Genomic DNA, 23,090 nt, shown 5'->3' with positions numbered 1-23,090 from the left:
CCGGTTCGCGGTAACAGCGGGGGCGTGCCGTCGCGGCGCTCGTCATGGTGACGAAGGGTCCAACAACAAAGAAGGAAGGCAACGTGGCGAACAAGGTCAAGGAAATCTGGAAGTCGGGCAAGGCCGTGGTCAACGCGTGGCTCGCAATTCCCTCCGGCTTCTCGGCCGAGATGATCGCGCAATGCGGCTTCGACAGCGTCACCGTCGACATGCAGCATGGCGTGCAGGACTATCTGTCGATGGTGCAGTGCTTCCAGGCGATGGACAAGCACCCGGTCACCCCGATGGTCCGCGTGCCCTGGAACGAGCCCGGCATCATCGGCAAGGTGCTCGACGGCGGCGCCTATGGCGTGATCTGTCCGATGGTCAATACGCCGCAGGAAGCCAGGAACCTCGTTTCCTATTCCAAATATCCGCCGCAGGGCGTCCGCTCCAACGGCCCGATCCGCGCCGGCATGTACGGCACCGCCGGCTCCTATCAGAAGACCGCGAATGCCGACACCATCCTGCTGCCGATGATGGAGACCAAGACCGCGGTCGAGAACATGGAAGCGATCCTCGACGTCGAGGGCATCGACGGCGTCTATATCGGACCGTCCGATCTCGGCTTCTCCTACGGCCTCGAGCCCAAGCTCGACCGCAGCGAGCCCGAGATCCTCGCGATCTACGAGAAGATCATCAAGGAATGCGGCAAGCGCGGCCTCAACCCGGGCATCCATTGCAGCGGCGCCGAAGGTGCTGCGCGCGCCATCAACATGGGCTTCAAGCTGGTGACGCTCTCGAACGAAGTCGGCCTGATGACCACCTATGCCAAGATGCAGGTCAATGCCACCCGCAAGGATTCGGGCGGCAAGGCCTAAGACCTCGCGAATGGCGAATGGGGAGTGGCGAATAGTGCTGCTCCCCTTTTTCCATTCGCTACTCACTACTCGCTATTCGCCTTCGAAGGAGATTCGTCATGACCATCAGCCCCGTCATCCGCCTGCATCCCGATGATGGCGTGGTGATCGCGCGTGCCAGCCTGCCGCCCGGCACGGTGGTGGCTGACGGCGTGACCACGGTCGATCGCATCCCCTCCGGCCACAAGGTCGCGATCAAGCCGATCGCTGTGGGCGAGCCTGTCATCCGCTACGGCCAGATCATCGGCTTCGCGACCATTCCGATTGCGCCGGGCCAGCACGTGCACGTGCAGAACATCGGCATGGGCGATTTCTCCAAGGACTATGCCTATTGCGCCGACGTCAAGCCGACGCCGAATTTCGACCTGCCGGCGACCTTCGAAGGCATCCGGCGGCCGGACGGCCGCGTCGCCACGCGCAACTATATCGGCATCCTCACCTCGGTGAATTGCAGCGCGCATGTCGCAAGCCTCGTCGCCGACGTCTTCAAGAAGAATCCGTTCACCGGCGACAATCCGCTTGCCGACTTCCCCAATGTCGACGGCGTGGTCGCGCTGACCCACAAGACCGGCTGCGGCATGACGCAGAACGAGCCATTGGCGCTGCTCCGCCGCACGCTCGGCGGTTATGCGCGGCACGTGAACTTCTCTCATGTGATCGTGCTCGGCCTCGGCTGCGAGGTGAACCAGATCGGCGGCCTGATGGAAGAGCAGAAGCTCGCCGGCCGCCTGCGCGCGATGGACATCCAGGAGGTCGGCGGCACCCGCAAGACGGTGGAGGCGGGCATCGCCTTCGTGCGCGAGGCGCTGGCCGACGCCAACAAGGTCAAGCGCGAGACGGTGCCGGCAAGCGAGCTGACCGTCGCCCTGCAATGCGGTGGCTCCGACGGTTATTCCGGCGTGTCGGCCAATCCCGCGCTCGGGGCTGCCAGCGATCTCATCGTGCGCCACGGCGGCACCGTGATTTTGTCGGAGACGCCGGAGACCTACGGCGCCGAGCATCTTCTGACGCGCCGCGCCGTCAGTCGCGAGGTCGGCGAGAAGCTGGTCGATCTCATGCGCTGGTGGGACGAATACACCGAGCGCGAGGGCGCCGAGATGAACGCCAATCCGAGCCCCGGCAACAAGGCCGGCGGCCTCACCACCATTCTGGAAAAGTCGCTCGGCGCGATGGCGAAGGCCGGCACCACCAACCTCGTCGAGGTGCTGCGCTACGCCGAGCCCATCACCAAGAAGGGTTTCGTGTTCATGGACACGCCCGGCTACGATCCGGTCGCGGCGACCGGGCAGGTCGCGGGCGGCGCCAATCTGGTCTGCTTCACCACGGGCCGCGGCAGCGTGTTCGGCTGCAAGCCGGCGCCGTCGATCAAGCTCGCCACCAACACCCCCATGTACAAGCGCATGGAAGAGGACATGGACGTCAATTGCGGCACCATCCTCGAAGGCGAGGAGAGCGTGGAGCAATGCGGCCAGCGCATCTTCGAGCTCATCCTCAAGACGGCCTCCGGACAGCCGACCAAGAGCGAGAGCTTCGATTTCGGCGGCGCCGAGTTCGCGCCCTGGGTGCTTGGCGCGACGATGTAGTCGCGCCCTGCGCGCGACGCAGCGCAAACGCAATCAAAGGCCGTCGGAAGCTGATCTCGCGAGCATGTCGGCAGCGCGTGTGGCCGTCCGAAATACAACGACCGTTCCTTACGTAATGATACGTAGGTGGTCGCCTCCTGCAACCGTTCCCCGGATTACACCTGGTTAACACTGTTGCCGTAGACAGGGGGTGATGCGGCTCCGCAACGTGGCGGACCGGCCTATATTCGAGGATCGAGCCGATGCAAGCGATACGTCCCACGGGGGTGGAAAATCTCCTCAGTGAGGAGGAGCTGATCGTATCGAAGACCGATCTCAAGGGCCGCATCACCTACGCCAATGACGTCTTTCTCCGCATGGCGAAATACTCCTGGAAGGAGCTGATGGGCGCGCCCCACAGCCTGATCCGCCATCCCGACATGCCGCGCGCAGTGTTCAAGCTGCTGTGGGATACGCTTCAGGCCAGGCAGGAGATCTTCGCCTACGTCGTCAATCTGGCGAAGGACGGCAGCCATTACTGGGTGTTCGCCCACGTCACGCCGACCTTCGACGAGCGCGGCAATATCGTCGGCTATCACTCCAATCGTCGCAAGCCCGATCCCGCGCAGATCGAGCGCATCAAGCCGATCTACAGGACGCTGTGCGCCGAAGAGGCGCGGCATGCCAATGCCAAGGACGGCATGCATGCGAGCTTCGAGGCGATGGTCGGGCTGCTCAAGCAACAGGGTGTCGGTTACGATGAATTTGTGCTCTCTCTCTAAGGCGCAGGGAGCGACCGCGCTCGCGTGTGTTCTTGCCACTGTTGCGTTCGTGCTCTCGCTCCTCGGCGTGACCGGGCTCTCCTGCGCGGCGTTGCTCGGTATGACGGTCGTTCTGCTCGGCTATGCCGTCTGGTGCCAGCATCGCACGGCCACAGCCGTCGATGAGGTCGCGGATGTGTGCCGCAAGGCCGCACGCGGCGATCTCGAAGCCCGCATCCTGAGCGATCGTCAGGCCGGGCGGATCGGGTCGATCCAGAAATCGGTCAACGACATGCTCGACATCACCGATGCCTTCCAGCGTGAAGCCTCGGCGTCGATGGACTATGCCAGCCGCGGCAAGTATTTCCGCAAGATCCTCGCGCGCGGTCTGCCCGGCTCGTTCCGCCGTTCGGCCGCCGTCATCAATTCCGGCACCGACAGTCTCGGTCGCCGCGTCGTCGAGATCGCGGACCTCGCAAAGCAGTTCGGCACGCATCTCGACGAAGTTGCAGGCACCCTCATGGGTGCCGCGACCGATCTCGAATCCGACGCCGGCCAGATGGCGGCGGCGGCCGAGAAGACCAGCCGGCAGACTTCCGGCGTGCTCAGCGCCTCCGACCGGGCTTCGCGCAACGTCGCCACCGTTGCCAGCGCGGCCGAGCAGCTTGCATCATCGATCGCCGAGATCAGCCGCCAGGTGGCCGGCTCGACCACGAGCACGGGGCGGGCGGTGAACGAAGCCAATCGTGCCGGCAGTGAGATCCGCACGCTGGCGGACGCGGCGATGCGGATCGGCGACGTCGTCAAGCTGATCAGCGAGATCGCCGAGCAGACCAATTTGCTCGCGCTCAACGCCACCATCGAGGCGGCGCGGGCGGGCGAAGCCGGTCGCGGCTTCGCGGTGGTGGCCTCCGAGGTCAAGAGCCTCGCCAATCAGACCGCGAAGGCGACCGAGGAGATCAGCGCCAAGGTCGGCGAGATGCAGCAATCGACCACCAACTCGGTTGCGGCCGTCGAGGCGATCGCGCAGACCATCGCCGAGATCGACGGCATCACCGCCTCGATCGCAGCCTCGATCGAGCAGCAGGGGTCCGCGACACGCGAGATCGCCCGCAACGTCCAGGAAGCCTCGGCCGGCACCTCGCAGGTCTCCTCCAACGTGACAGGCATCAGCGATGCCGCGGCCGATACGGGGCGTGTGGCAAGCCGCGTCAACAGCGCCTCCGAGCGCGTCCACGGCGAAGTCGAGACGCTCAGGCGCGAGGTGACGCAGTTTTTGCAGCGGCTGACGTCGGCGGCGTGAGGCTGTCTCCGAGAAGTCGCACGCTATCTTTCCTTCTCCCCTTGTGGGAGAAGGTGGCGCGAAGCGCCGGATGAGGGGTCTCTCTCCGTGCGCACCACAGAGAGACGCATTCGCGGAGACAACCCCTCACCCGTCTCGCCGCTTTGCGGCGAGCCACCCTCTCCCACAGGGGGAGAGGGTGAGAAGCGCGTTCCTTTCGCAAGGAAACGCTCGGCCCGCACTTTGCGTAGGCACCCTCTGCCCGTTGTTAGTGCTTGATCGCGCAGACATCAGGTGTTCTGCTCAAAAAAGCTGCTGGAGCACCGTACCCCGTGTCGATCTACGTCGCATTACACCACGTCACACACTACAAATACGACCGCCCGATCGACCTCGGCCCGCAGACCATCCGTCTGCGCCCGGCGCCGCACACGCGCACGCCGATCCTGAGCTATTCGCTCAAGGTCACCCCGGCCAACCATTTCGTGAACTGGCAGCAGGATCCGCAAGGCAACTGGCTCGCCCGCTACGTCTTCCCGGAGAAGACGACCGAGCTGAAATTCGAGGTCGATTTCACGGCGCAGATGACCGTGGTCAATCCGTTCGATTTCTTCGTCGAGCCCTATGCCGACAGTTTTCCGTTCGAATATCCCAAGGATCTGAAGACGGAGCTTGCGCCTTATCTCGAGACCGTCAAGCCCGATCGCCTGTTCGCAAAATTTCTCGACACGATCCCGCACGAAGCTCCGAACACCGTCAACTTCCTGGTCGACCTCAATCGCGAGCTCCAGAAGCACGTCCGTTACATCATCCGCATGGAGCCCGGCGTGCAGACGCCGGAGGAGACGCTCTCCTCTGGCGCCGGCTCGTGCCGGGATTCCGCGTGGCTGCTCATCCAGACGCTCCGGCATCTCGGCCTCGCGGCGCGTTTCGTCTCCGGCTATCTGATCCAGGTTCGTCCCGATATCGATCCGATCGAAGGGCCGCCCGAGGTCGAGAACGACTTCACCGATCTGCACGCCTGGGCCGAGGTCTACCTTCCGGGCGCGGGCTGGATCGGTTTCGACGCGACCTCCGGCATGCTCGCGGGCGAGGGGCATATCCCGGTTGCCGCCACGCCGCATTATCGCTCGGCTGCGCCGATCTCCGGCGGCGCCGGTTTTGCCGAGGTCGAATTTGCCTTCGACATGAGCGTGAAGCGCATCCGCGAGGCGCCGCGCATCACAAAGCCGTTCTCCGACGAATCCTGGGCGCGGCTCGACGATCTCGGCGAGCAGGTCGACGGCGATCTCGCCGCACAGGATGTCCGGCTCACCATGGGCGGCGAGCCGACCTTCGTCTCCGTCGACGATCTGGAGGCGGCGGAATGGAACACCGAGGCGGTCGGTCCGACCAAGCGCGCGCTCGCTGACGATCTGATCCGCCGCCTGCACACGCGCTTCGGGCCGGGTGGCCTGCTGCATTTCGGCGAGGGCAAATGGTATCCCGGTGAAAGCCTGCCGCGCTGGGCCTTTGGCCTGTACTGGCGCAAGGACGGCGTGCCGATCTGGAAGAATGCAGATCTGATCGCCAAGATCGAGAATCCGAGGCGCGCCGAAGTCAAGGACGCCCAGACCTTCGTGGAAGGCGCGGCGGCGCGGCTCGGACTTGATCCCGGCTACATCATCCCGGCCTATGAGGACACCGCATATTGGCTCCAGAAGGAAGCCGAGCTTCCCGTCAACGTCGATCCGGCCGACTCCAAACTATCCGATCCGGAAGCCCGCGCGCGCATGGCGCGCGTGTTTGACGAGGGCCTCAACACGCCGCGTGGTTTCGTGCTGCCGGTGCAACGCTGGAACGCGCCGCCGCGCTGGCGCAGTGAGCGCTGGCAACTCCGGCGCAATCATCTGTTCCTGATGCCGGGCGATTCACCGCTGGGCTTGCGCTTGCCGATCGGTTCGCTCGGCTATATCCCGCCCAACCAATATCCCTATATCGTCGAACGGGACCCGATGGAGGCTCGCGGCAAGCTGCCGGTGTTCAGCCTTCCGGCGCGTCCGGAATCGCCGCCGCAGGTCGAGCCCGAGCATCTCAACACGTCCATCCCCGTCCGTACCGCGATGTCGGTCGAAGTTCGCGCCGGCGTGCTCTGCGCCTTCATGCCGCCGGTCGAGCGGATCGAGGATTATCTCGAAATGATCGCCGCCCTCGAAGCGACGGCCGAGGAGATGCAGATTCAGGTCCATATCGAAGGCTATCCACCGCCCTTCGATCCGCGCATCGAGACGATCAAGGTGACGCCAGACCCTGGTGTCATCGAGGTCAACATCCAGCCGGCGAAGAGCTGGCGCGAGGCGGTCGACATCACCGTCGGGCTCTATGAGGATGCCGGCAAGACACGCCTCGGCGCCAACCGTTTCCTGGTCGACGGCCGCCACACCGGCACCGGCGGCGGCAATCACGTCGTGATCGGCGGCTCGAGCCCGCAGGACTCGCCGTTCCTGCGCCGGCCCGACCTGCTCAAGAGCCTCGTGCTGTACTGGCAGCGGCATCCGTCGCTGTCCTATTTCTTCTCCGGCCTGTTCATCGGCCCGACCAGCCAGGCGCCGCGCATCGACGAAGCCCGGCACGACAGCATCTACGAGCTCGAGATCGCGCTTTCGCACGTGCCGCCGCCGGGCTACCAGACGCCGCTGTGGCTGGTCGACCGGCTGTTCCGGCATCTGCTCGTCGACATCACCGGCAACACCCATCGCGCCGAGATCTGCATCGACAAGCTCTATTCGCCGGAGGGCCCGACGGGCCGGCTCGGCCTCGTCGAATTCCGCGCGCTCGAGATGCCGCCCGATCCGCGCATGTCGCTGGCGCAGCAGCTGTTGATCCGCGCGCTGATCGCAAAGTTCTGGCGCGAGCCGCAAACCGGCAAGTTCGTGCGCTGGGGCACCGCGTTGCACGACCGCTACATGCTGCCGCATTTCATCTGGGAAGATTTTCTGGACGTGCTCTCCGAGCTCAAGCAGTTCGGCTATCCGTTCGAGCCGGAATGGTATCTGGCCCAGCTCGAATTCCGCTTTCCCGCCTTCGGCCGCATCCATCATGGCGGCGTGACGCTGGAACTGCGCCAGGCGCTGGAGCCCTGGCATGTGCTGGGCGAGGAGGGTTCGGCCGGCGGCACCGTGCGCTACGTCGACTCGTCGGTCGAGCGGCTCCAGGTCAAGGCCGAGGGCTTCGTCGAGGGCCGCCACATCGTGACCTGCAACGGCCGCCGCCTGCCGATGACCTCGACCGGCCGCTCCGCGGAGGCCGTGGCCGGCGTCCGCTTCAAGGCCTGGCAGCCGGCCTCCGGCCTGCACCCGACCATCCCCGTCCACGCGCCGTTGACCTTCGACCTGATCGACACCTGGAACGGCCGCTCGCTCGGCGGCTGCGTCTACCATGTCGCTCACCCGGGCGGGCGCAGCTACGACACCAAGCCGGTCAACACCTATGAGGCCGAGGCCCGGCGGCTGGCGCGCTTCCAGGACCACGGTCATACGCCGGGTCCGATGCAGCCGCCGCCCGAGGAACGCACAAATGAGTTTCCGCTGACCCTCGACTTGCGGACCCCGCTCCTGCAATGAGTATGAGGGTGGGGCAGGGAGAGGCGCATGGGCGAGGGCGCAGCCGAACAGGACAAGGCAGGTAAGGGGCAAGGCCAGCGCGAAGCCCAGCGCCGCCTCGCGCAATGGGTCCGCGACTATAGCCGCCTGCCCGGCATTCCCGACGAGTTCCTGGGGCCCGACGGCGCCCCGCGCGCGGTCTGGAGCCGCTTCTTCGATGCCTTCGGTGCACTGGCGCCCGACGAGATCGAGCGTCGCTTCGGCATGGCCGACCGTCACCTCCGCGAGGCCGGCGTCACCTACCGCGCGCCCGGCGACAGCGCCGACCGGCCCTGGTCGATCAGCCATCTGCCCTTGCTGATCGACGAGGCCGACTGGAAGCAGCTGTCCGCCGGCATCACCCAGCGCGCCGAGCTGCTCGAGCTCGTGCTGCGCGACATCTATGGCGAGGGCCGGCTGGTCGCGGAAGGCGCGCTGCCGGCGGCCGCGATCGCCGGCAGCCCCGAATATCTCCGCGCCGTCTGCGGCATGCCGCCGCCCGGCGGGCGCTATCTCTCGATCTATGCCGCCGATGTCGGCCGCGGCCCCGACGGCCGCTGGTGGGTGCTCGGCGACCGCACGCAGGCGCCGTCAGGGGCGGGCTACGCGCTGGAGAACCGCCTGGTGCTCTCGCGCGCCCTCTCCGATCTCTACAAGTCGATGAACGTGCCGCGCGTCGCGCCGTTCTTCGAGTCGTTTCGCGACAGTCTTCGCGCGCGCGCCGACCGTGATGAACCACGCATTGGCGTACTCACGCCCGGCAGTTTCAGCGAGACCTATTTCGAGCATGCGACGCTGGCGCGCTATCTCGGCTTCCTGCTGGTCGAGGGCGACGATCTCGCGGTCAGCGACAACCGCATCCATATCCGCACCGTCGCCGGCCTGAAGCGGCTCGACGTGCTCTTGCGCCGCGTCGATTCCAATTCGCTCGATCCGCTCGAGCTCGATGCGTCCTCGCGGCTGGGTGTGCCCGGCCTGATCGACGTGCTGCGCAAGGACGGCGTCGTCGTCGCCAACATGCCGGGCTCCGGCGTCCTGGAGGCGCGGGCGCTGCTCGGCTTCCTGCCGGCCCTCAGCCGCCGCCTGCTCGGCGAAGAGCTGAAGATGCCGCATATCGCGACCTGGTGGTGCGGTCAGCGCAACGCGCGCGACGAGGTGCTGTCGCGGCTCGACGAGGTCGCGATCGAAGGCGCCTACCGGCGCGGCGTGCCCGGCTTCGAGCGCAGCGGGCCGGTGCTCGCGAGCGAGCTCGATGCATCCGGACGTCAACGCCTGATCGATGCGATCAGCGCGCGCGGCATGGACTATGTCGGCCAGGAGGTGGTGCGGCTCTCGACCATGCCGGTGTGGGAGCAGGGCCAGATCACCCCGCGGCCCTTCGTGCTGCGCGTGTTTGCTGCCGCCACGCCCGACGGCTGGGCCATCATGCCCGGCGGCTTTTGCCGGATCGCCGAGCAGGCGGATGCGCGCGCGGTCTCGATGGGCGATGGCGCCCGCGCCGCCGACGTCTGGGTCGTCTCTGGCAAGCAGGTCTCGACTGCGACGCTGCTGCCGGCGACCGACAAGGTCCGCATCCGCCGCATCGCCGGTGTGCTGCCGAGCCGTGCCGCCGACAATCTGTTCTGGCTCGGCCGCTATCTCGAACGCGCCGAAGCCACGCTGCGCCTGGTGCGCGCGCTGGGTTCGCCGAGCGGGCCGAACAAGGGCACCGCGGCCTCGCTGCAATCGGCCGAACGCATCCAGCGCCTGCTGGTGGCCTGGGGCGCGATCTCGCAGACCTCGCGTGCGGCGCCCGGGCGCATCGTCGCCGAAGCGTTGCAGAGCCCGGAGCGTTTCGGCTCAGCCTTGTCGCTGGTGCGTGCCGCGCAGCGCACGGCGACCTCCTTGCGCGAGCGGCTGTCGCCCGACGCCTGGCAGGTCATCACCGAGATGGCCGACCGCCTCGCCTGGGAGGTTGAGGGCGACGACAGCGTGCTGAGCGCGGCCGAACTGACGTTGCAGGAACTCGCGAGCTTTGCGGGCCTCGCGCAGGAGAACATGAACCGTGCCGCCGGCTGGCGCTTCCTCGACATCGGCCGCCGCACCGAGCGCGCCATCAACACCACGCGCTTTGCCCGCCAGTTCGCCTATGACGAGGCCGGCGACGAGGATCTCGACATCCTGCTGACGCTGGTGGATTGCCAGATCACCTACCGCTCGCGCTACCTGCTGGCCCCGATCCTCGCCCCGGTGCGCGACCTCGCCGTGCTCGACAGCTACAATCCGCGTTCGGTGGCGTTCCAGGTGATGACGCTGAACGAGCACATTGCGGCGCTGCCGAGCCTGAAAGAGCACGGCCTGATCGAGAAGCCGCAGCGCCTTGCGGTCGCGATGCAGGCGATGCTTGCGACCGCGGAGGCCGAGCGGCTCGAGGTGAAGACCCTGTTCGCGCTGGAACAGGATCTGCTCAGCCTCGCCGAGGCGATCGGGCTGCACTACTTCCCGCACGGCCCCAACGCCAGCCGGCCGGAGAAGCTGACGGGGCTGGCGTGATCTACGACATCCGTCACGTCACCACCTACGAATACGAGAGTCCGGTCAGCTTCGCCCGCTGCACGCTGCGGCTCGAGCCGAAGAACGGTAATGGCCAGGAGCTGATCTCGCACAATGTCGAGATCCGCCCGCGCCCGGCCGAACGCAACGTCCGCCGCGATTTCTTCGGCACGCTGACCGAGAGCGTCGTGATCGAGGCCGCGCATCGCAATTTGCGCATCGACTCGCGATCGCGCGTGTCCGTATCGCGTCAGCCGCCGGCGCGCGACGCCCTCAGCCCGTCCTGGGAGAGCATCCGCGACATCGCGTTTGAAGCAACAAGCCTCGGGCCGGCCTCGCCGGTCGGCTATGTCTTTGCCAGCCCGCTGGTGCCTGTGCTGCGTCCGGTCAGCGCCTATGCGGCTTTGAGTTTTGCGCCTGGCGCGGGCATCCTCGCCGGCACGGTCGATCTCATGCATCGCATCCGCACCGAATTTCGCTATGACCCCAAGGCGACCGTGATCTCGACGCCGCTCAACGAGGTCTTCGACAAGCGCCACGGCGTCTGTCAGGATTTTGCCCATGTGATGATCGCGGGGCTGCGCGGGCTCGGCCTGCCGGCGGCCTATGTCAGCGGCTATCTGCGTACCATTCCGCCGCCGGGCCAGCCACGCCTGCAGGGCGCCGACGCCACCCATGCCTGGGTTTCGCTGTGGTGCGGCGCAGAACTCGGCTGGGTCGATTTCGACCCGACCAACGATCTCCTGGTCGCCAATGACCATATCGTGCTCGCGGTCGGGCGCGACTTTTCCGACGTCTCGCCGGTCGACGGCATCATCGTGGGCTCGCCGAAGCAGAAGCTCGGCGTCGCCGTGGACGTGCTGCTGGTGGAGTGAGCGCTGGTGGAGTGACCACGGTTCATCGTCCCGGCGCAGCCCGCGCGCAGGGTGTATCGATCCGTTAACGCAACCGCGATGTCGCGGGGCCCAACTGCAACATTTTTTCTTAATCTGGTCGCGGAGTTTGGTCAGTCGGCCCAGGATAAGCTATGCTAGCCTCGCGTCGAGAACAAGAGCGAGACGTCGGGAGTTGGCGTGGGACACCACCGACTAGCGGGGCTGCATCCATGATGACGTTACCGAGACTGGCGGCTGAATCCCTGGAGAAGTTGCTGGGCTCGTTCATGCGTCGCAGGTACGACGAGGACTCTGCAAGGATTGTAGAGGGGGCGACGCGTACGGCACTTGAGTGCATTGGCAACAGTGACGCACTCTACCACAATATCGAGCATACCATGCTGGTGACGCTGGCGGGCCAGGCGATCCTCCAGGGCCGCCATCTGCATGCGCACCTCTCGGCGGAGGATTACACCCACATCCTGGTCGCCTGCCTCGCCCATGACATCGGCTATGTCCGAGGCCTGTTCGAGGAGGATGACGAGGACGGCTTCGTGATCGATGCGGCCGGGACCAAGGTCTCGTTGCCGCGCGGTGCATCGGATGCCAGTCTCATGATGTATCACGTTGATCGGTCGAAGCTTTACGTAGAGCAGCGGCTCCAGCCGGTCGCCGGTCTCGACAGCAAGCGCATTGCCCGCGCCATCGAGGGGACGCGTTTTCCGGCACGCGAGGGCCAGGACTACGACGAGGACGCCTCGATCCTGCGCGCCGCCGACTTCATCGGCCAGCTCGGCGATCCCAATTATCTGCGCAAGGCCAACGCGCTCTACTACGAGTTCGAGGAAGTGGGCATGAATCGGCAGCTCGGCTACGACTCGCCCGCCGACATCGTGAACCGCTATCCACAATTCTACTGGAACAGCGTCGCCCCGCATATCCACACCGAGATCAGCTATCTCAACAAGACCGAGATCGGCCGGCAGTGGATTGCCAACCTCTACAGCAACGTCTTCCGCGCCGAGCGCGAAATCTCGCTGTCGGGGCCGCAGAAATAGCGGCACCCTTGTAGCCCGGATGAGCGCAGCGATATCCGGGGCCGGTACCGCCATATCCCCGGATATCGCTTCGCTCATCCGGGCTACGACCTCCCAAATCCGTGAGCAATCCATGCAACAAAAAACCGTCACCACGGATGTCCTCGACATCGCCTATCTCGAATATGGCGCGCCGGACGGCTGGCCCTGCATCATGGGCCACGGCTTTCCCTATGACGTGAGCGCCTATGCCGAGACCGCGCCGATCCTTGCGGAGGCGGGCGCGCGGGTGCTGGTGCCCTGGCTGCGCGGCTACGGGCCGACGCGATTTCGTTTCGCGCAGACGCTGCGATCCGGCGAACAGGCGGCGCTCGGCGCAGATCTGCTCGGCTTCATGGACGCCCTCGGCATCAGGCGTGCCGTCGTCGGCGGCTATGACTGGGGCGGCCGCGCCGCCTGCGTGGTCTCCGCGCTGTATCCGGAGCGCGTGATCGGGCTGGTCTCCGGCAATTCCTACAACGTCCAGAACATCGCCCGCGCCATGGAGCCGGCCTCGCCGCCGGAAGAGGCCGCGCTCTGGTATCAATATCTCTTCCACAACGAGCGCGGCCGCCGGGCGCTCGAGCGCAACCGGCGCGGCTTTGCGCGCCAGCTCTGGGCGATGTGGTCGCCGACATGGGCTTTTGACGATGCGACGTTCGAGATGAGCGCGGCATCCTTCGACAATCCTGATTTCGTCGATGTCGTGATCCACTCCTACCGCCACCGCTATGCGCTGGTCGCGGGCGATCCGGCCTATGCCGCGATCGAGGCGCAGCTCGCCGCGCAGCCTCCGATCCGCGTCCCGACGATCGCGATCGACGGCGACAGCGACGGCGTCAATCCCGGCACCGCGCATCACGCGCGCAAGTTCGAGGGCTTCTTCGAGCGGCGCGTGTTCGCGGGCGCCGGTCACAATCTGCCGCAGGAGCGTCCGGCCGAATGGGCGCAGGCGGTGTGCGATGTGCGCGCAGCCGGGTCCTGATTTTCTCAATCGCTGGAACCTTTCGCGCGTCCCGCCGTCCAATTCCTGAGTTGCGCGTCAAGCTGTCAGGAGGCGACCATGGGCGAGGACAAGACGCCGAGCGGGCCCGATCTGGCCAAGGGTGTATCGCTGGCCGACTTCAAGGACGGCAAGCTGCTCGGACATGTCGGGAGCGAGGAGGTCCTGCTGGTGCAGGCCGGCGGCGAAATCTTCGCGATCGAGCCCGCTTGCAGCCACTATCACGGTCCGCTCGCCGAGGGCCTCGTGGTCGGCGACACCATCCGCTGCCCCTGGCATCACGCCTGCTTCTCCCTGCGGTCGGGCGAGGCTACCCGTCCGCCGGCGTTGAATGCGCTGGCGGTGTGGGAGATCACGCAGGACCAGGACAGGATTCTGGTTCAGCGCAAGCGCGAGGCGTCGACGCCCTCGGCGTCGCACCGCAGCGCGCCGGCGCCCGAGAGATTCGTCATCGTCGGCGGCGGCGCCGCCGGCTTCGCTGCGGCCGAGACGCTCCGGCGCGAAGGCTTTGCCGGTGCCATCACCATGCTGAGCAATGACGGCGCGATGCCGGTTGACCGGCCGAATCTCTCCAAGGATTACCTTGCCGGCAACGCGCCGGAGGATTGGCTGCCGCTGCGGGGCGAGGACTACTATCAGAGCGCCGGCATCGATCTCAGGCTCAACACGAATGTTGCGGGGATCGATCCGAGGGCCCGCAGCGTGACCCTCGGCAATGGCGACAGCCTGCCGTTCGACCGGCTGCTGCTCGCGACCGGCGCCGAGCCCGTCAAGCTGCAGATCCCGGGTGCGGAGCAGCCGCACGTTCACACCTTGCGTTCCGTCGCCGACAGCCGCGCCATCATCAAGGCCGCCGGCAGCGCGAAGCGCGCGCTGGTGATCGGTGCCAGCTTCATCGGCCTGGAAGTTGCGGCGTCCTTGCGGGCGCGCAAGCTCGATGTGCACGTGGTTGCGCCGGAGGAGCGGCCGATGCAGAAGGTGCTCGGCTCCGAGATGGGCGACTTCATTCGCGCGCTGCACGAAGAGAACGGCGTCAACTTCCACCTCGAGGACACGGTGGAGAGGCTCGATGGCACCCGCGCCACGCTGAAGAGCGGCGCCGTCGTCGAGGCGGACCTGGTCGTGGTCGGCATCGGCGTCAGACCGCGCATTGCGCTGGCCGAGCAGGCGGGCCTTGCCGCCGATCGCGGCGTCAGCGTGACTGAATATCTCGAAACCAGCATCGCCGGCATCTTCGCCGCCGGCGACATCGCGCGCTGGCCCGATCCGCATTCGCGGCATACCATCCGCGTCGAGCATTGGGTGGTGGCGGAGCGCCAGGGCCAGACTGCGGCGCGTAACATGCTCGGCCGGCGCGAACGCTTCGACGCCGTGCCGTTCTTCTGGTCCCAGCATTACGACGTCCCGATCAACTATGTCGGCCACGCCGAGAGCTTCGACGACGTCGCCATCGATGGCAGCATTTCCGGCAAGGACTGCCTGCTGAAGTACCGCAAGGGCGGGCGCGTGCTCGCGGTCGCTTCAATTTATCGCGATCTCGACAATCTCAAGGCCGAGCTCGAGATGGAGCGCTCGCGCGGATGATGCGCCGCATTCGAGCTTGATTTGCGTCAATGTTGCTGCCGGTACGGGTGCTCTGCTGGCTGTCATCCCGGCGTGCGTGCTATTCTGGCGCGTGCCCCCGGGCTTCGCAAGCAGGAGTGGCCGTCATGACCAGTGCTTCGGACACGTCTCATCATTCCAGCCTCGGCTCGGGTATTGCGACGCTTCATGCCAAATGGGGCTGGATCGTCGCGCTCGGTGTCGTCTACCTCATCGCCGGCTTTGTCGCGCTCGGCAGCATGGTGATGGCGACGGTGGCGAGCGTGATCGTGGTCGGCGCGATGATGATCGTCGCCGGCGTCACCGAGATCATCGGCGCGTTCCAGATGAAGAGCTGGGGCAAGTTCCTGATCTGGGCGCTGCTCGGCGTGCTCTACGTGATCGCGGGCTTCCTGACCTTCGAGAATCCGCTGTTTGCGGCCGTCCTGCTGACGCTGTTCCTCGGCGCCTCGCTGATCGCCTCGGGCGCCGTCCGGCTGTTTCTCGCCTTCAGCATGAAGCGCGAGAGTCCCTGGGTTTGGGTGGCGCTGTCGGCCGTCATCACGCTGCTGCTCGGGCTGTTGATCGTGGCGCGTTGGCCGGTGAACAGCGTCTATATCCTCGGCCTGTTCCTCGGCATCGACCTGATCATGGCGGGTGCCGGCTGGATCAGCCTCGGCTTCAGCCTGAAGCGGCGCGGCTAGGCGGACAGAGCGCGTAGACCTCGGACCACCTCTCCCCGTTGGGGGGCGGTGAAGCACGGACTCATGTGCGAGCGCATCAGCAACTCGACGCAAGACCGCCTTGCGGAACTCCGCTGATCTGACGCGCTGACAAAAAAGCAGCACGCCGCGCGTTCGTCCCGCGCCGACGATGATCACCGGGGAGAAACCATGAAAGTCGCTTTGGTCCTGGCCGCAGCGTTGGCTGCCGCCCTGTCCACGCCTGCCTCCGCGCAAAAATCCTATGGTCCCGGCGTCAGCGACACCGAGATCAAGATCGGCAACACCATGCCCTATAGCGGGCCGGCTTCGCCTCTCAGCATCACCGGCCGGGTGATCTTGGCCTATTTCGACGAGGTCAACGAGAAGGGCGGCATTGGCGGCCGCAAGCTCAACCTGCTCTCGCTGGACGATGCGTTCTCGCCGCCGAAGACCATGGAAGCGGCGCGGCGGCTGGTCGAAGGCGACGGCGTCGCCTTCATCTTCGCGACCATGGGCACCGCGCCGAGCTCGGCGATCGCCAAATATCTCAACAGCAACAAGGTGCCGCAGCTCTTCTTGATCAGCTCGGCCTCGAAGTGGAACGACCCCGCGAACATGCCTTGGTCGATGGCGTTGCCCTGGGCGCCGAACTACACCAGCGAGGCCGCGATCGACGTCGCCTATGCCCGCGCCAAGAATCCGAATGCGCGCTTTGCGGTGCTCTACCAGAACGACGACGCCGGCAAGGAATATCTGCGCGGTGTCCGGGAGGCGCTCGGCGCCGATGCCGACAAGGCGATCGCGATGGCCTCGAGTTTCGAGGTTGCCGATCCCACGGTCGATTCCCAGGTGCTGACGCTCGCCAACACCAAGGCCGACGTCTTCATGATCTACTCGGTGACGCCGCGCGCCTGCGCGCAGGCGATCCGGAAAGCCCACGAGGTCGGCTGGCAGCCGACGCGCTTCCTCGCCTCCGGCTGCGCCAACAAGGCGACGGTGATGGTCCCGGCCGGGCTCGACGCCGGCAAGGGCGTGCTGTCGCTCGGTGCGCTCAAGCCGTTTGTCGAGCAGCCGAAGGACGATCCGGCGATGTCGGCCTATATCGACTTCATGAAGCGCCGCCTGCCCAATGCCGACATCAACAACGTCGCGGGCCTCTACGGCTACACCGTCGCCGAGGCGCTGGTCGTCCTGCTGAGGCAATGCAAGGACAATCTGACGCGCGAGAACATCATGGCGCAGGCGGCGAACCTGAAGAACGTGCCGCTGTCGCTCCTGATGCCCGGCATCACCCTCAACACCACGCCGCAGGATTTCCGCCCGATCAAGGACGGCTATATGCTCCAGTTCGACGGCAACGACTGGATCGTGGCGAGCGAGCTCTTGCGCGGGACGTGAGGCGTGAAATAGCGACCACGGAGACGGTTGCACCCTCTCCCCTTGCGGGAGAGGGGGGATGCGCGAAGCGCAGCCGGGTGAGGGGTATCTCTCCGCGAGTCGTCTCGACATTTGAACTCGCGGATACAACCCCTCATCCGGCGCTTCGCGCCACCTTCTCCCACAAGGGGAGAAGGAAAGAGGAGACCACCATGGACTTTCAACACTCCGCTCGTTCGCTGGAGCTGCAGGAGCGCGTTCGTCAGTTCATGCGGGTGCATGTGGAGCCGGTCGAGGAGCTCTATTACGACCAGGTCAAGCCGGAAGCGGTGCGTTACAGGACGCCGGCCGTCTTGCAGGACCTGAAGCGGCTGGCGCGCGAGCAGGGGCTCTGGAACCTGTTCCTGTCGGGCGAACACGGTCCGGGCCTCACCAATCTCGAATACGCCCCCGTGAAGGAGATCATGGGTCGCATCCTCTGGGCGCCGGAAGTCTTCAACTGCTCGGCGCCCGATGTCGGCAACATGGAGGTGCTGGCCAATTACGGCACGAAGGCGCAGCAGGAACGCTGGCTGAAGCCGCTGCTGGAAGGGCGCATCCGCTCGGGTTTCTCGATGACCGAGCCGCAGGTCGCCTCCAGCGATGCCACCAACATCCAGTGCGAGATCAGGCGCGACGGCAGCGACTACGTCGTCAACGGGCGGAAGTGGTTCACGTCAGGCGCGATGAACGAGGATTGCGAGATCCTGATCGTGATGGGCAAGACCGCGCCCGACGATCCCGACCGCCATCGCCAGCAATCCATGATCCTGGTGCCGAGAAATACGTCCGGCGTGCGCATCGTCCGCGACATGCTCACTTACGGCTATGACGACGCCCCGGTCGGCCATCCCGAGATCGTCTACGAGAACGTCCGCGTGCCCGCGGAGAACATCCTGCTCGGCGAGGGCCGCGGCTTCGAGATCGCGCAGGGCCGGCTCGGCCCCGGCCGCATCCATCACTGCATGCGGCTGATCGGTTGCGCCCAGCGCGCGCTGGAATTGATGTGCCAGCGCGCGGTCTCGCGCACGGCGTTCGGCAAGCCGCTCGCCGAGCAGGGCTCGGTGCGCGAGGACATCGCGCACTCCTTCTGCGAGATCGGGCAGGCGCGCCTGCTCACGCTGCAAGCCGCCGACAGGATGGACCGCGAAGGCAACAAGGCCGCGCGCGACCTGATCGCCGCCGCCAAGATCGTGGTGCCCAGCATGGCCGCGCGCGTCATCGACCGCGCCATCCAGATCCACGGTGCTGCCGGCGTCTCGCAGGATACGTTCCTCGCCCGCGCCTATGTCTATGCCCGCTTCATCCGCATCGGCGACGGCCCGGACCAGGTGCATCTGGCCGCGGTCGGCAAGGAGCTGATCAAGCGCGGCGGCGTGATGGGGTGACGGCCCGCGCGTTGAGACAGTTACCCCAACCCGTTCCCGATTTCGACGTGATCGGCCGATGGCTGCGAGGCGCCAGCCGATGGCCGCGCGGCCTCGTCGAGGAATTTCGCCGGAGCAAGGCGGGTCCGGTCGACGGACAGGTCGAAAATATCGAACCGGTTGTAGTAGCCGACGACATCGTGGAATTGCTTCGGTTCGACGCATTTGTTGAGGTCGATGTCTGCGTAGGCGATGCCTTCTTCGTCCTGGAGTGCGTTGCCGAAGACGTCACCGGTCGGATCGACGAAGAAGCTCGCCGCGCGCGGGGTCTGATCGATCACCTCGGCCACCTTGGGGTCCCGCGCGATCAGGAACGCGCGCATCGGCGCGTCCATGTATCCCGCGGTCACGATCCCGAATGCCTTGGCCTCGAACGAATGCGCGCTGGCGCGGATGCGGTTGGCTGCGACGTTGTTGAAATTGCCACCGCCGCTTGGCCTGCGCGTCGGCCACATCGGCGGCCAGCTCGAGATGTGCACCTGCTCGCCCTGGGCCATCAGCGAAAACCGGGCCAGCGGATTGGTGTTCTCGCCGCAGATCAGGCATCCGATCCGGCCGAGCCGTCCTTCCGCCACCTTGAGGCCGGCGCCGTCACCCGACGCCCACACCAGCTTTTCGTAGAACGTCGGCACCAGCTTGCGGTGATGGACCAGGATCTCGCCGTCGTCGCCGATCAGGAGGTTCGAATTCCATAGCCCGCCCGTGCTGACCGGAGAGCGTTCGCTGATGCCGATCGAGACAACGACCCCCAGCGCTCGCGCTTCAGCGCGCAGCCGCGTGACCTCCGGACCGTCGATCAGGACCGATTGCTCGGCCATGCGAACGAACAAATCATGGTTGTCGATCGGCGCCCATAGCGCGGCCCAGACCGGAAAGGCGGGGATGAAAGTCTCCGGAAAGGCGATCAGCTCCGCGCCGGCCTTGGCGGCCTCGCGGATGATCGAGATGGCCTTCTCCGTGGTTGCATTGCGGTCGAGAAAGATGGGCGCGGCGTGAACGGCGGCAGCCTTGAAACGGGGGAGCATGGGATCTTCCTGGCGTCCTGATCGACCGGTCCGGTATCATTGTCTGATCCGTCCTGCGCATAGGAATTATCGCAAGCCCGGTTGCAGAGGATCGGTCGCTGCGACTGGAACAGGAATTGCAAACCCCTCCCGTAAATTCACGAGATGCTGGAGCCCGCAATGTTCGAAACGCTCAACTGGGATGACCTGCGCGTCTTCCTGCACGCCGCCCGCGCGGGCAATCTCAGCCAGACCGCCAAACGCTTGCGGCTCGACCATTCCACGGTGAGCCGGCGCATCGCCCAGATGGAAGCATCGCTCGGCGTTGCCGTGTTCGAGCGCCACCGCACCGGCCTGAAGCTGAACGAGATCGGAGAGCGGCTGTTGCGTCACGCCGAGAAGGTCGAAAGCGCCGTGATTGCCATCCATGAGGAGGCCAGCATCGGCGATACCGAAGGGCTTGCCGGAACGGTCCGGCTTGCGACGATGGAGGGGATCGCCTCGCTGTACCTGGCGCAACGCTTCAGCAATCTGCGCAAGGCCATGCCGCAACTGACGGTCGAGCTCGTAACCTCGGCGCAGACGGTCTACGTCCACAAGCGTGAGGCCGATTTGTTCGTGTCGTTCTTCCAACCTCCCGGGCCGGGGCTGATATCGGAACGGATCGGAAAGTTCGGGCTCGGACTCTACGCCAGTCGTGGCTATCTCGATGATCACGGCACGCCTGAAAGCCTGCGCGATCTTCAGAAGCACTGGTTCGTGTCCTATATCGAGGACCTGATCCAGGTGGATTCGGTCCGCTGGCTCGACGACGTCATCGAGGAGCCTCGCATCGCCTTCCACTCCAACAGCATGATCGCGCAGATGAATGCTGCTGCCGGCGGTCTCGGCATCGTGTTGTTGCCGAGCTTCGCGATCGCCGGCATGCCGAACCTCGTTCCCGTCTTGCCCGGGCTCGCTTCCACCAGCCGCGAGGTTTGGCTGAATGTGCACAGCGATCTTCAGTTCGCCCCTCGCATTCGCGCTGTCCGCGCGTTCCTCCGCAGCACGCTGAAGAACGACCCGGATATGCAGGTGGGGCTTGCCGCCATGCCGCAGACGCGCACGGCAGATTGCAAAAATCCATAATTCCCTTTGCCGCGGGCACGCCGGAAGCTGCCTCCAACGGCTGGCGGCTGCGTTGGGCGGCCAATTTGGCGATATCGGGACGATCATGGACGCACGGACTGACACGGCGACCGCGGCAGGGGCGCAAGCCGAAGCGCTGGCGAAGCGAAGGCTCCGGGTCGCGCTCGGCCTGAGCGCTGCAATGATGAGCATCTACTTCACGTTCATGGGGATGTTTGCGTTCGACAAGCCGCTCCTGGGTCTGCTGCTGGCGCCGGGATTGTCGCTCTGTATCCTGCTCGGCCCGCTCGTGATCGTCAGTTCGTTCCTGCTGTGCCTCGTCTACGTGCTGTGGGCCAATCGGGTGTTCGACCCGGCCTTGCGCGATCTCGATCGATAGGGGAACGACATGAGCAGCAACGCGATCTCGATCGGCTTTTTCTTCGCCTTCATGGCACTCACGCTGCTGATCACCTACTGGGCGGCGCGGCGCACGCGCACCACGGACCATTTCTTCACGGCGGGCGGCGAGGTGACGCCGTGGCAGAACGGCTGGGCGCTGGCAGGCGACTTCCTCAGCGCCGGCGCGCTGCTCGGCATCGCCGGCATCGTGACGTCGAACGGTTTCGACGGCATGATCTACTCGATCGGGTGGCTGGTCGGCTGGCCGATCATCCTGTTTCTGATCGTCGAGCCGTTGCGCAATGTCGGCCGTTTCACCTTCGCGGACGTGGTGGCCTATCGTTTGCGTCAGAGGCCGGTGCGGGTCGCGGCCGCGGTCGGAACGCTGGCGGTGATCCTGTTCTATCTGATCGCGCAGATGGTCGCGACCGGATCGCTGATCAAGCTGCTGTTCGGCCTGTCCTATTCATGGTCGGTGGTGCTCGTGGGCAGCGTCATGCTGGTCTACGTGCTGTTCGGCGGAATGCTCGCCACCACCTGGGTGCAGGTGGTCAAGGCGGCGCTCCTGATGGCGGGCGGCGTGCTGCTCGCCTTTCTCGTGCTCACCCATTTCGACATGAACCCGCTGAAGCTGTTTGCTGCGGCATCGGAGAAATACGGAGCCAGGGTGCTCCAGCCCGGCTCGCGGGTGGTCTCGGGGCAATGGGACGCCATTTCGCTCGGCCTCGGCCTGATGTTCGGAACCGCGGCCATGCCGCATGTGCTGATGCGGGCCTACACGGTGCCGGACTTCAAGGCCGCGCGCCTGTCAATCCTCTATGCGACGGGGCTGATCGGCTTCTTCCACCTCATGGTGTTCATCATCGGTTTCGGCGCGATGGTGTTGGTCGGCCCCGAGGCCGTGACCAAGGCGGGCGGTGGCGGCAATATGGCGGCCCCGTTGCTCGCGCTCGCCGTTGGTGGCAACGCCTTCTTCGGCTTCATCTGCGCGGTGGCGTTCGCGACCATGCTTGCGGTTGTCGCGGGCCTGACGCTGTCCGGCGTCGCGACGTTGTGCCATGACGTCTGGACCAACGTCGTCCGCAACGGCACTGCATCGGAGGCCGAACAGCTCAAGGTCGCGCGCATCGCAACCGTGGTGATCTCCGTGCTCGCGGTCGTCCTCGGTGTCGCGTTCGAAGGTCAGAACGTGGCGTTCATGGCCGGGCTTGCCTTCTCGGTGGCTTGTGCGGCCAACTTTCCCTCGCTCGTTCTCGCGATCACCTGGCGCCGCTTCACGACACAGGCCGCAGTGGCCAGCATCCTGGTGGGAACGCTGAGCTCGCTGCTTCTGATCGTGCTGTCGCCGACCATTCAGGTCGACGTCCTCGGCAAGGCGCTGACGCAGGTCGAAGGCGCCTGGTGGTTCGTGTCGCTGCGCAATCCGGCCATCATCTGCATGCCGCTATCGTTCTGTGTCGCGATCATCGTCTCGCTGATGACGACCGAGACGAATGCGGATGCGACCTTCGCGGCGATGCAGGAGCGCATCTTGTTTGGACGCGTGCAGCCGCTCCCGGCGCGGCACGACTAGGTCGGAGGGCGGGCCGAGACCATCTGGTGCTCGATACCGCCGATGATTCGATTGATCGCCTGCTCGATCGGGTGGAGACCTATGCTCGCGACGGGATCGGGTGATGGTTCCGACCCGCAGCGGCATTTTGTCAGCGCCACCCCTGTCATCATCCGTTCAGAATTCGTTGCTAGCTTTCCGTCTGACGATCGGTTCGCCGGATGTACGCGGACTGTATCGCAAGCCTCGGCCCACGCGCCGGGGCTTTTCGTTTTCGAGGCCCAGTC

The 23,090-nt window shown here is 65.6% G+C and carries 17 protein-coding genes; 16 read left to right on the top strand and 1 reads right to left on the bottom strand.

All coding sequences use genetic code 11. The annotated features are described in order from the left end of the window. Positions 1 to 83 precede the first annotated feature (83 nt). From RAD15_RS20575 to RAD15_RS20515, 13 genes are all read left to right on the top strand, one after another. Complete coding sequence (locus RAD15_RS20575) at positions 84 to 860, top strand: HpcH/HpaI aldolase family protein (RefSeq protein ID WP_008549964.1); 777 nt, start codon at positions 84 to 86, stop codon at positions 858 to 860. A gap of 98 nt (positions 861 to 958) precedes the next feature. Beyond that, a complete protein-coding gene (locus tag RAD15_RS20570) occupies positions 959 to 2,482 on the top strand; it encodes a UxaA family hydrolase (RefSeq protein WP_458179973.1) in 1,524 nt (507 codons plus the stop codon). Positions 2,483 to 2,724: 242 nt separating this feature from the next. Further along, complete coding sequence (locus RAD15_RS20565) at positions 2,725 to 3,243, top strand: PAS domain-containing protein (protein WP_458179972.1); 519 nt, start codon at positions 2,725 to 2,727, stop codon at positions 3,241 to 3,243. Beyond that, positions 3,221 to 4,525 carry a methyl-accepting chemotaxis protein gene (locus RAD15_RS20560; protein WP_458179971.1) on the top strand — a complete coding sequence of 435 codons (1,305 nt, stop codon included), beginning with the start codon at positions 3,221 to 3,223 and terminating at the stop codon, positions 4,523 to 4,525. Before RAD15_RS20565 ends, RAD15_RS20560 begins: the two co-directional genes overlap by 23 nt. 311 nt (positions 4,526 to 4,836) lie before the next feature. After that, positions 4,837 to 8,106, top strand: coding sequence for a transglutaminase family protein (locus tag RAD15_RS20555; protein ID WP_458179970.1), 3,270 nt, complete (start codon positions 4,837 to 4,839; stop codon positions 8,104 to 8,106). Positions 8,107 to 8,133: 27 nt separating this feature from the next. Then, the gene (locus RAD15_RS20550; protein WP_458179969.1) at positions 8,134 to 10,656 is read left to right on the top strand and encodes a circularly permuted type 2 ATP-grasp protein; all 2,523 of its coding nucleotides are present in this window, start codon (positions 8,134 to 8,136) and stop codon (positions 10,654 to 10,656) included. Beyond that, positions 10,653 to 11,531, top strand: a complete 879-nt coding sequence (locus RAD15_RS20545) for a transglutaminase family protein (RefSeq protein WP_458179968.1) — start codon at positions 10,653 to 10,655, stop codon at positions 11,529 to 11,531. The genes RAD15_RS20550 and RAD15_RS20545 overlap by 4 nt, the downstream gene beginning before the upstream one ends. A 230-nt stretch (positions 11,532 to 11,761) precedes the next feature. Further along, positions 11,762 to 12,589 (top strand): metal-dependent phosphohydrolase, encoded by an 828-nt coding sequence (locus tag RAD15_RS20540; RefSeq protein WP_458179967.1) that lies wholly within the window; start codon positions 11,762 to 11,764, stop codon positions 12,587 to 12,589. Between the two features lie 112 nt (positions 12,590 to 12,701). Next, positions 12,702 to 13,592: an alpha/beta fold hydrolase gene (locus tag RAD15_RS20535; protein WP_458179966.1), complete on the top strand. Its 891-nt coding sequence runs from the start codon at positions 12,702 to 12,704 to the stop codon at positions 13,590 to 13,592. Between the two features lie 78 nt (positions 13,593 to 13,670). Then, complete coding sequence (locus RAD15_RS20530; protein ID WP_458179965.1) at positions 13,671 to 15,194, top strand: FAD-dependent oxidoreductase; 1,524 nt, start codon at positions 13,671 to 13,673, stop codon at positions 15,192 to 15,194. Positions 15,195 to 15,319: 125 nt separating this feature from the next. Beyond that, positions 15,320 to 15,895 carry an HdeD family acid-resistance protein gene (locus RAD15_RS20525; protein WP_458179964.1) on the top strand — a complete coding sequence of 192 codons (576 nt, stop codon included), beginning with the start codon at positions 15,320 to 15,322 and terminating at the stop codon, positions 15,893 to 15,895. 189 nt (positions 15,896 to 16,084) lie between these two features. Then, entirely contained in the window at positions 16,085 to 17,293 is a 1,209-nt protein-coding gene (locus tag RAD15_RS20520) for an ABC transporter substrate-binding protein (protein ID WP_458179963.1), read from the top strand. 191 nt (positions 17,294 to 17,484) lie between these two features. After that, positions 17,485 to 18,699 (top strand): acyl-CoA dehydrogenase family protein, encoded by a 1,215-nt coding sequence (locus RAD15_RS20515; RefSeq protein ID WP_458179962.1) that lies wholly within the window; start codon positions 17,485 to 17,487, stop codon positions 18,697 to 18,699. Between the two features lie 20 nt (positions 18,700 to 18,719). Here the strand turns inward: RAD15_RS20515 and RAD15_RS20510 are convergent, their stop codons facing one another. Then, positions 18,720 to 19,763 (bottom strand): carbon-nitrogen hydrolase family protein, encoded by a 1,044-nt coding sequence (locus RAD15_RS20510; RefSeq protein WP_458179961.1) that lies wholly within the window; start codon positions 19,761 to 19,763, stop codon positions 18,720 to 18,722. A 159-nt stretch (positions 19,764 to 19,922) separates the two neighbouring features. Between RAD15_RS20510 and RAD15_RS20505 the strand changes: the two genes are divergently transcribed. From RAD15_RS20505 to RAD15_RS20495, 3 genes are all read left to right on the top strand, one after another. Continuing rightward, positions 19,923 to 20,870 (top strand): LysR family transcriptional regulator, encoded by a 948-nt coding sequence (locus RAD15_RS20505; RefSeq protein ID WP_458179960.1) that lies wholly within the window; start codon positions 19,923 to 19,925, stop codon positions 20,868 to 20,870. Between the two features lie 85 nt (positions 20,871 to 20,955). Continuing rightward, on the top strand, positions 20,956 to 21,249 hold the full coding sequence (locus RAD15_RS20500) for a DUF485 domain-containing protein (RefSeq protein ID WP_458179959.1): 294 nt from the start codon (positions 20,956 to 20,958) through the stop codon (positions 21,247 to 21,249). Positions 21,250 to 21,258: 9 nt separating this feature from the next. Beyond that, on the top strand, positions 21,259 to 22,824 hold the full coding sequence (locus tag RAD15_RS20495) for a sodium:solute symporter family transporter (RefSeq protein WP_458179958.1): 1,566 nt from the start codon (positions 21,259 to 21,261) through the stop codon (positions 22,822 to 22,824). Positions 22,825 to 23,090 lie beyond the last annotated feature (266 nt).

It is taken from the genome of Bradyrhizobium sp. 14AA, assembly GCF_054185205.1.
Note: the sequence above shows the minus strand (reverse complement) of the source record. Positions and strands in the feature narration are given on the sequence as shown.

Excerpts from the sequence above, each read along its gene's own strand:
- RAD15_RS20520 (WP_458179963.1), top strand. The coding sequence starts at position 16,085 with ATGAAAGTCGCTTTGGTCCTGGCCGCAGCGTTGGCTGCCGCCCTGTCC.
- RAD15_RS20515 (WP_458179962.1), top strand. The coding sequence starts at position 17,485 with ATGGACTTTCAACACTCCGCTCGTTCGCTGGAGCTGCAGGAGCGCGTT.
- RAD15_RS20500 (WP_458179959.1), top strand. The coding sequence starts at position 20,956 with ATGGACGCACGGACTGACACGGCGACCGCGGCAGGGGCGCAAGCCGAA.
- RAD15_RS20495 (WP_458179958.1), top strand. The coding sequence starts at position 21,259 with ATGAGCAGCAACGCGATCTCGATCGGCTTTTTCTTCGCCTTCATGGCA.
- RAD15_RS20525 (WP_458179964.1), top strand. The coding sequence starts at position 15,320 with ATGACCAGTGCTTCGGACACGTCTCATCATTCCAGCCTCGGCTCGGGT.
- RAD15_RS20530 (WP_458179965.1), top strand. The coding sequence starts at position 13,671 with ATGGGCGAGGACAAGACGCCGAGCGGGCCCGATCTGGCCAAGGGTGTA.
- RAD15_RS20550 (WP_458179969.1), top strand. The coding sequence starts at position 8,134 with ATGGGCGAGGGCGCAGCCGAACAGGACAAGGCAGGTAAGGGGCAAGGC.
- RAD15_RS20560 (WP_458179971.1), top strand. The coding sequence starts at position 3,221 with ATGAATTTGTGCTCTCTCTCTAAGGCGCAGGGAGCGACCGCGCTCGCG.
- RAD15_RS20505 (WP_458179960.1), top strand. The coding sequence starts at position 19,923 with ATGTTCGAAACGCTCAACTGGGATGACCTGCGCGTCTTCCTGCACGCC.
- RAD15_RS20510 (WP_458179961.1), bottom strand. The coding sequence starts at position 19,763 with ATGCTCCCCCGTTTCAAGGCTGCCGCCGTTCACGCCGCGCCCATCTTT.
- RAD15_RS20535 (WP_458179966.1), top strand. The coding sequence starts at position 12,702 with ATGCAACAAAAAACCGTCACCACGGATGTCCTCGACATCGCCTATCTC.
- RAD15_RS20570 (WP_458179973.1), top strand. The coding sequence starts at position 959 with ATGACCATCAGCCCCGTCATCCGCCTGCATCCCGATGATGGCGTGGTG.
- RAD15_RS20565 (WP_458179972.1), top strand. The coding sequence starts at position 2,725 with ATGCAAGCGATACGTCCCACGGGGGTGGAAAATCTCCTCAGTGAGGAG.
- RAD15_RS20540 (WP_458179967.1), top strand. The coding sequence starts at position 11,762 with ATGATGACGTTACCGAGACTGGCGGCTGAATCCCTGGAGAAGTTGCTG.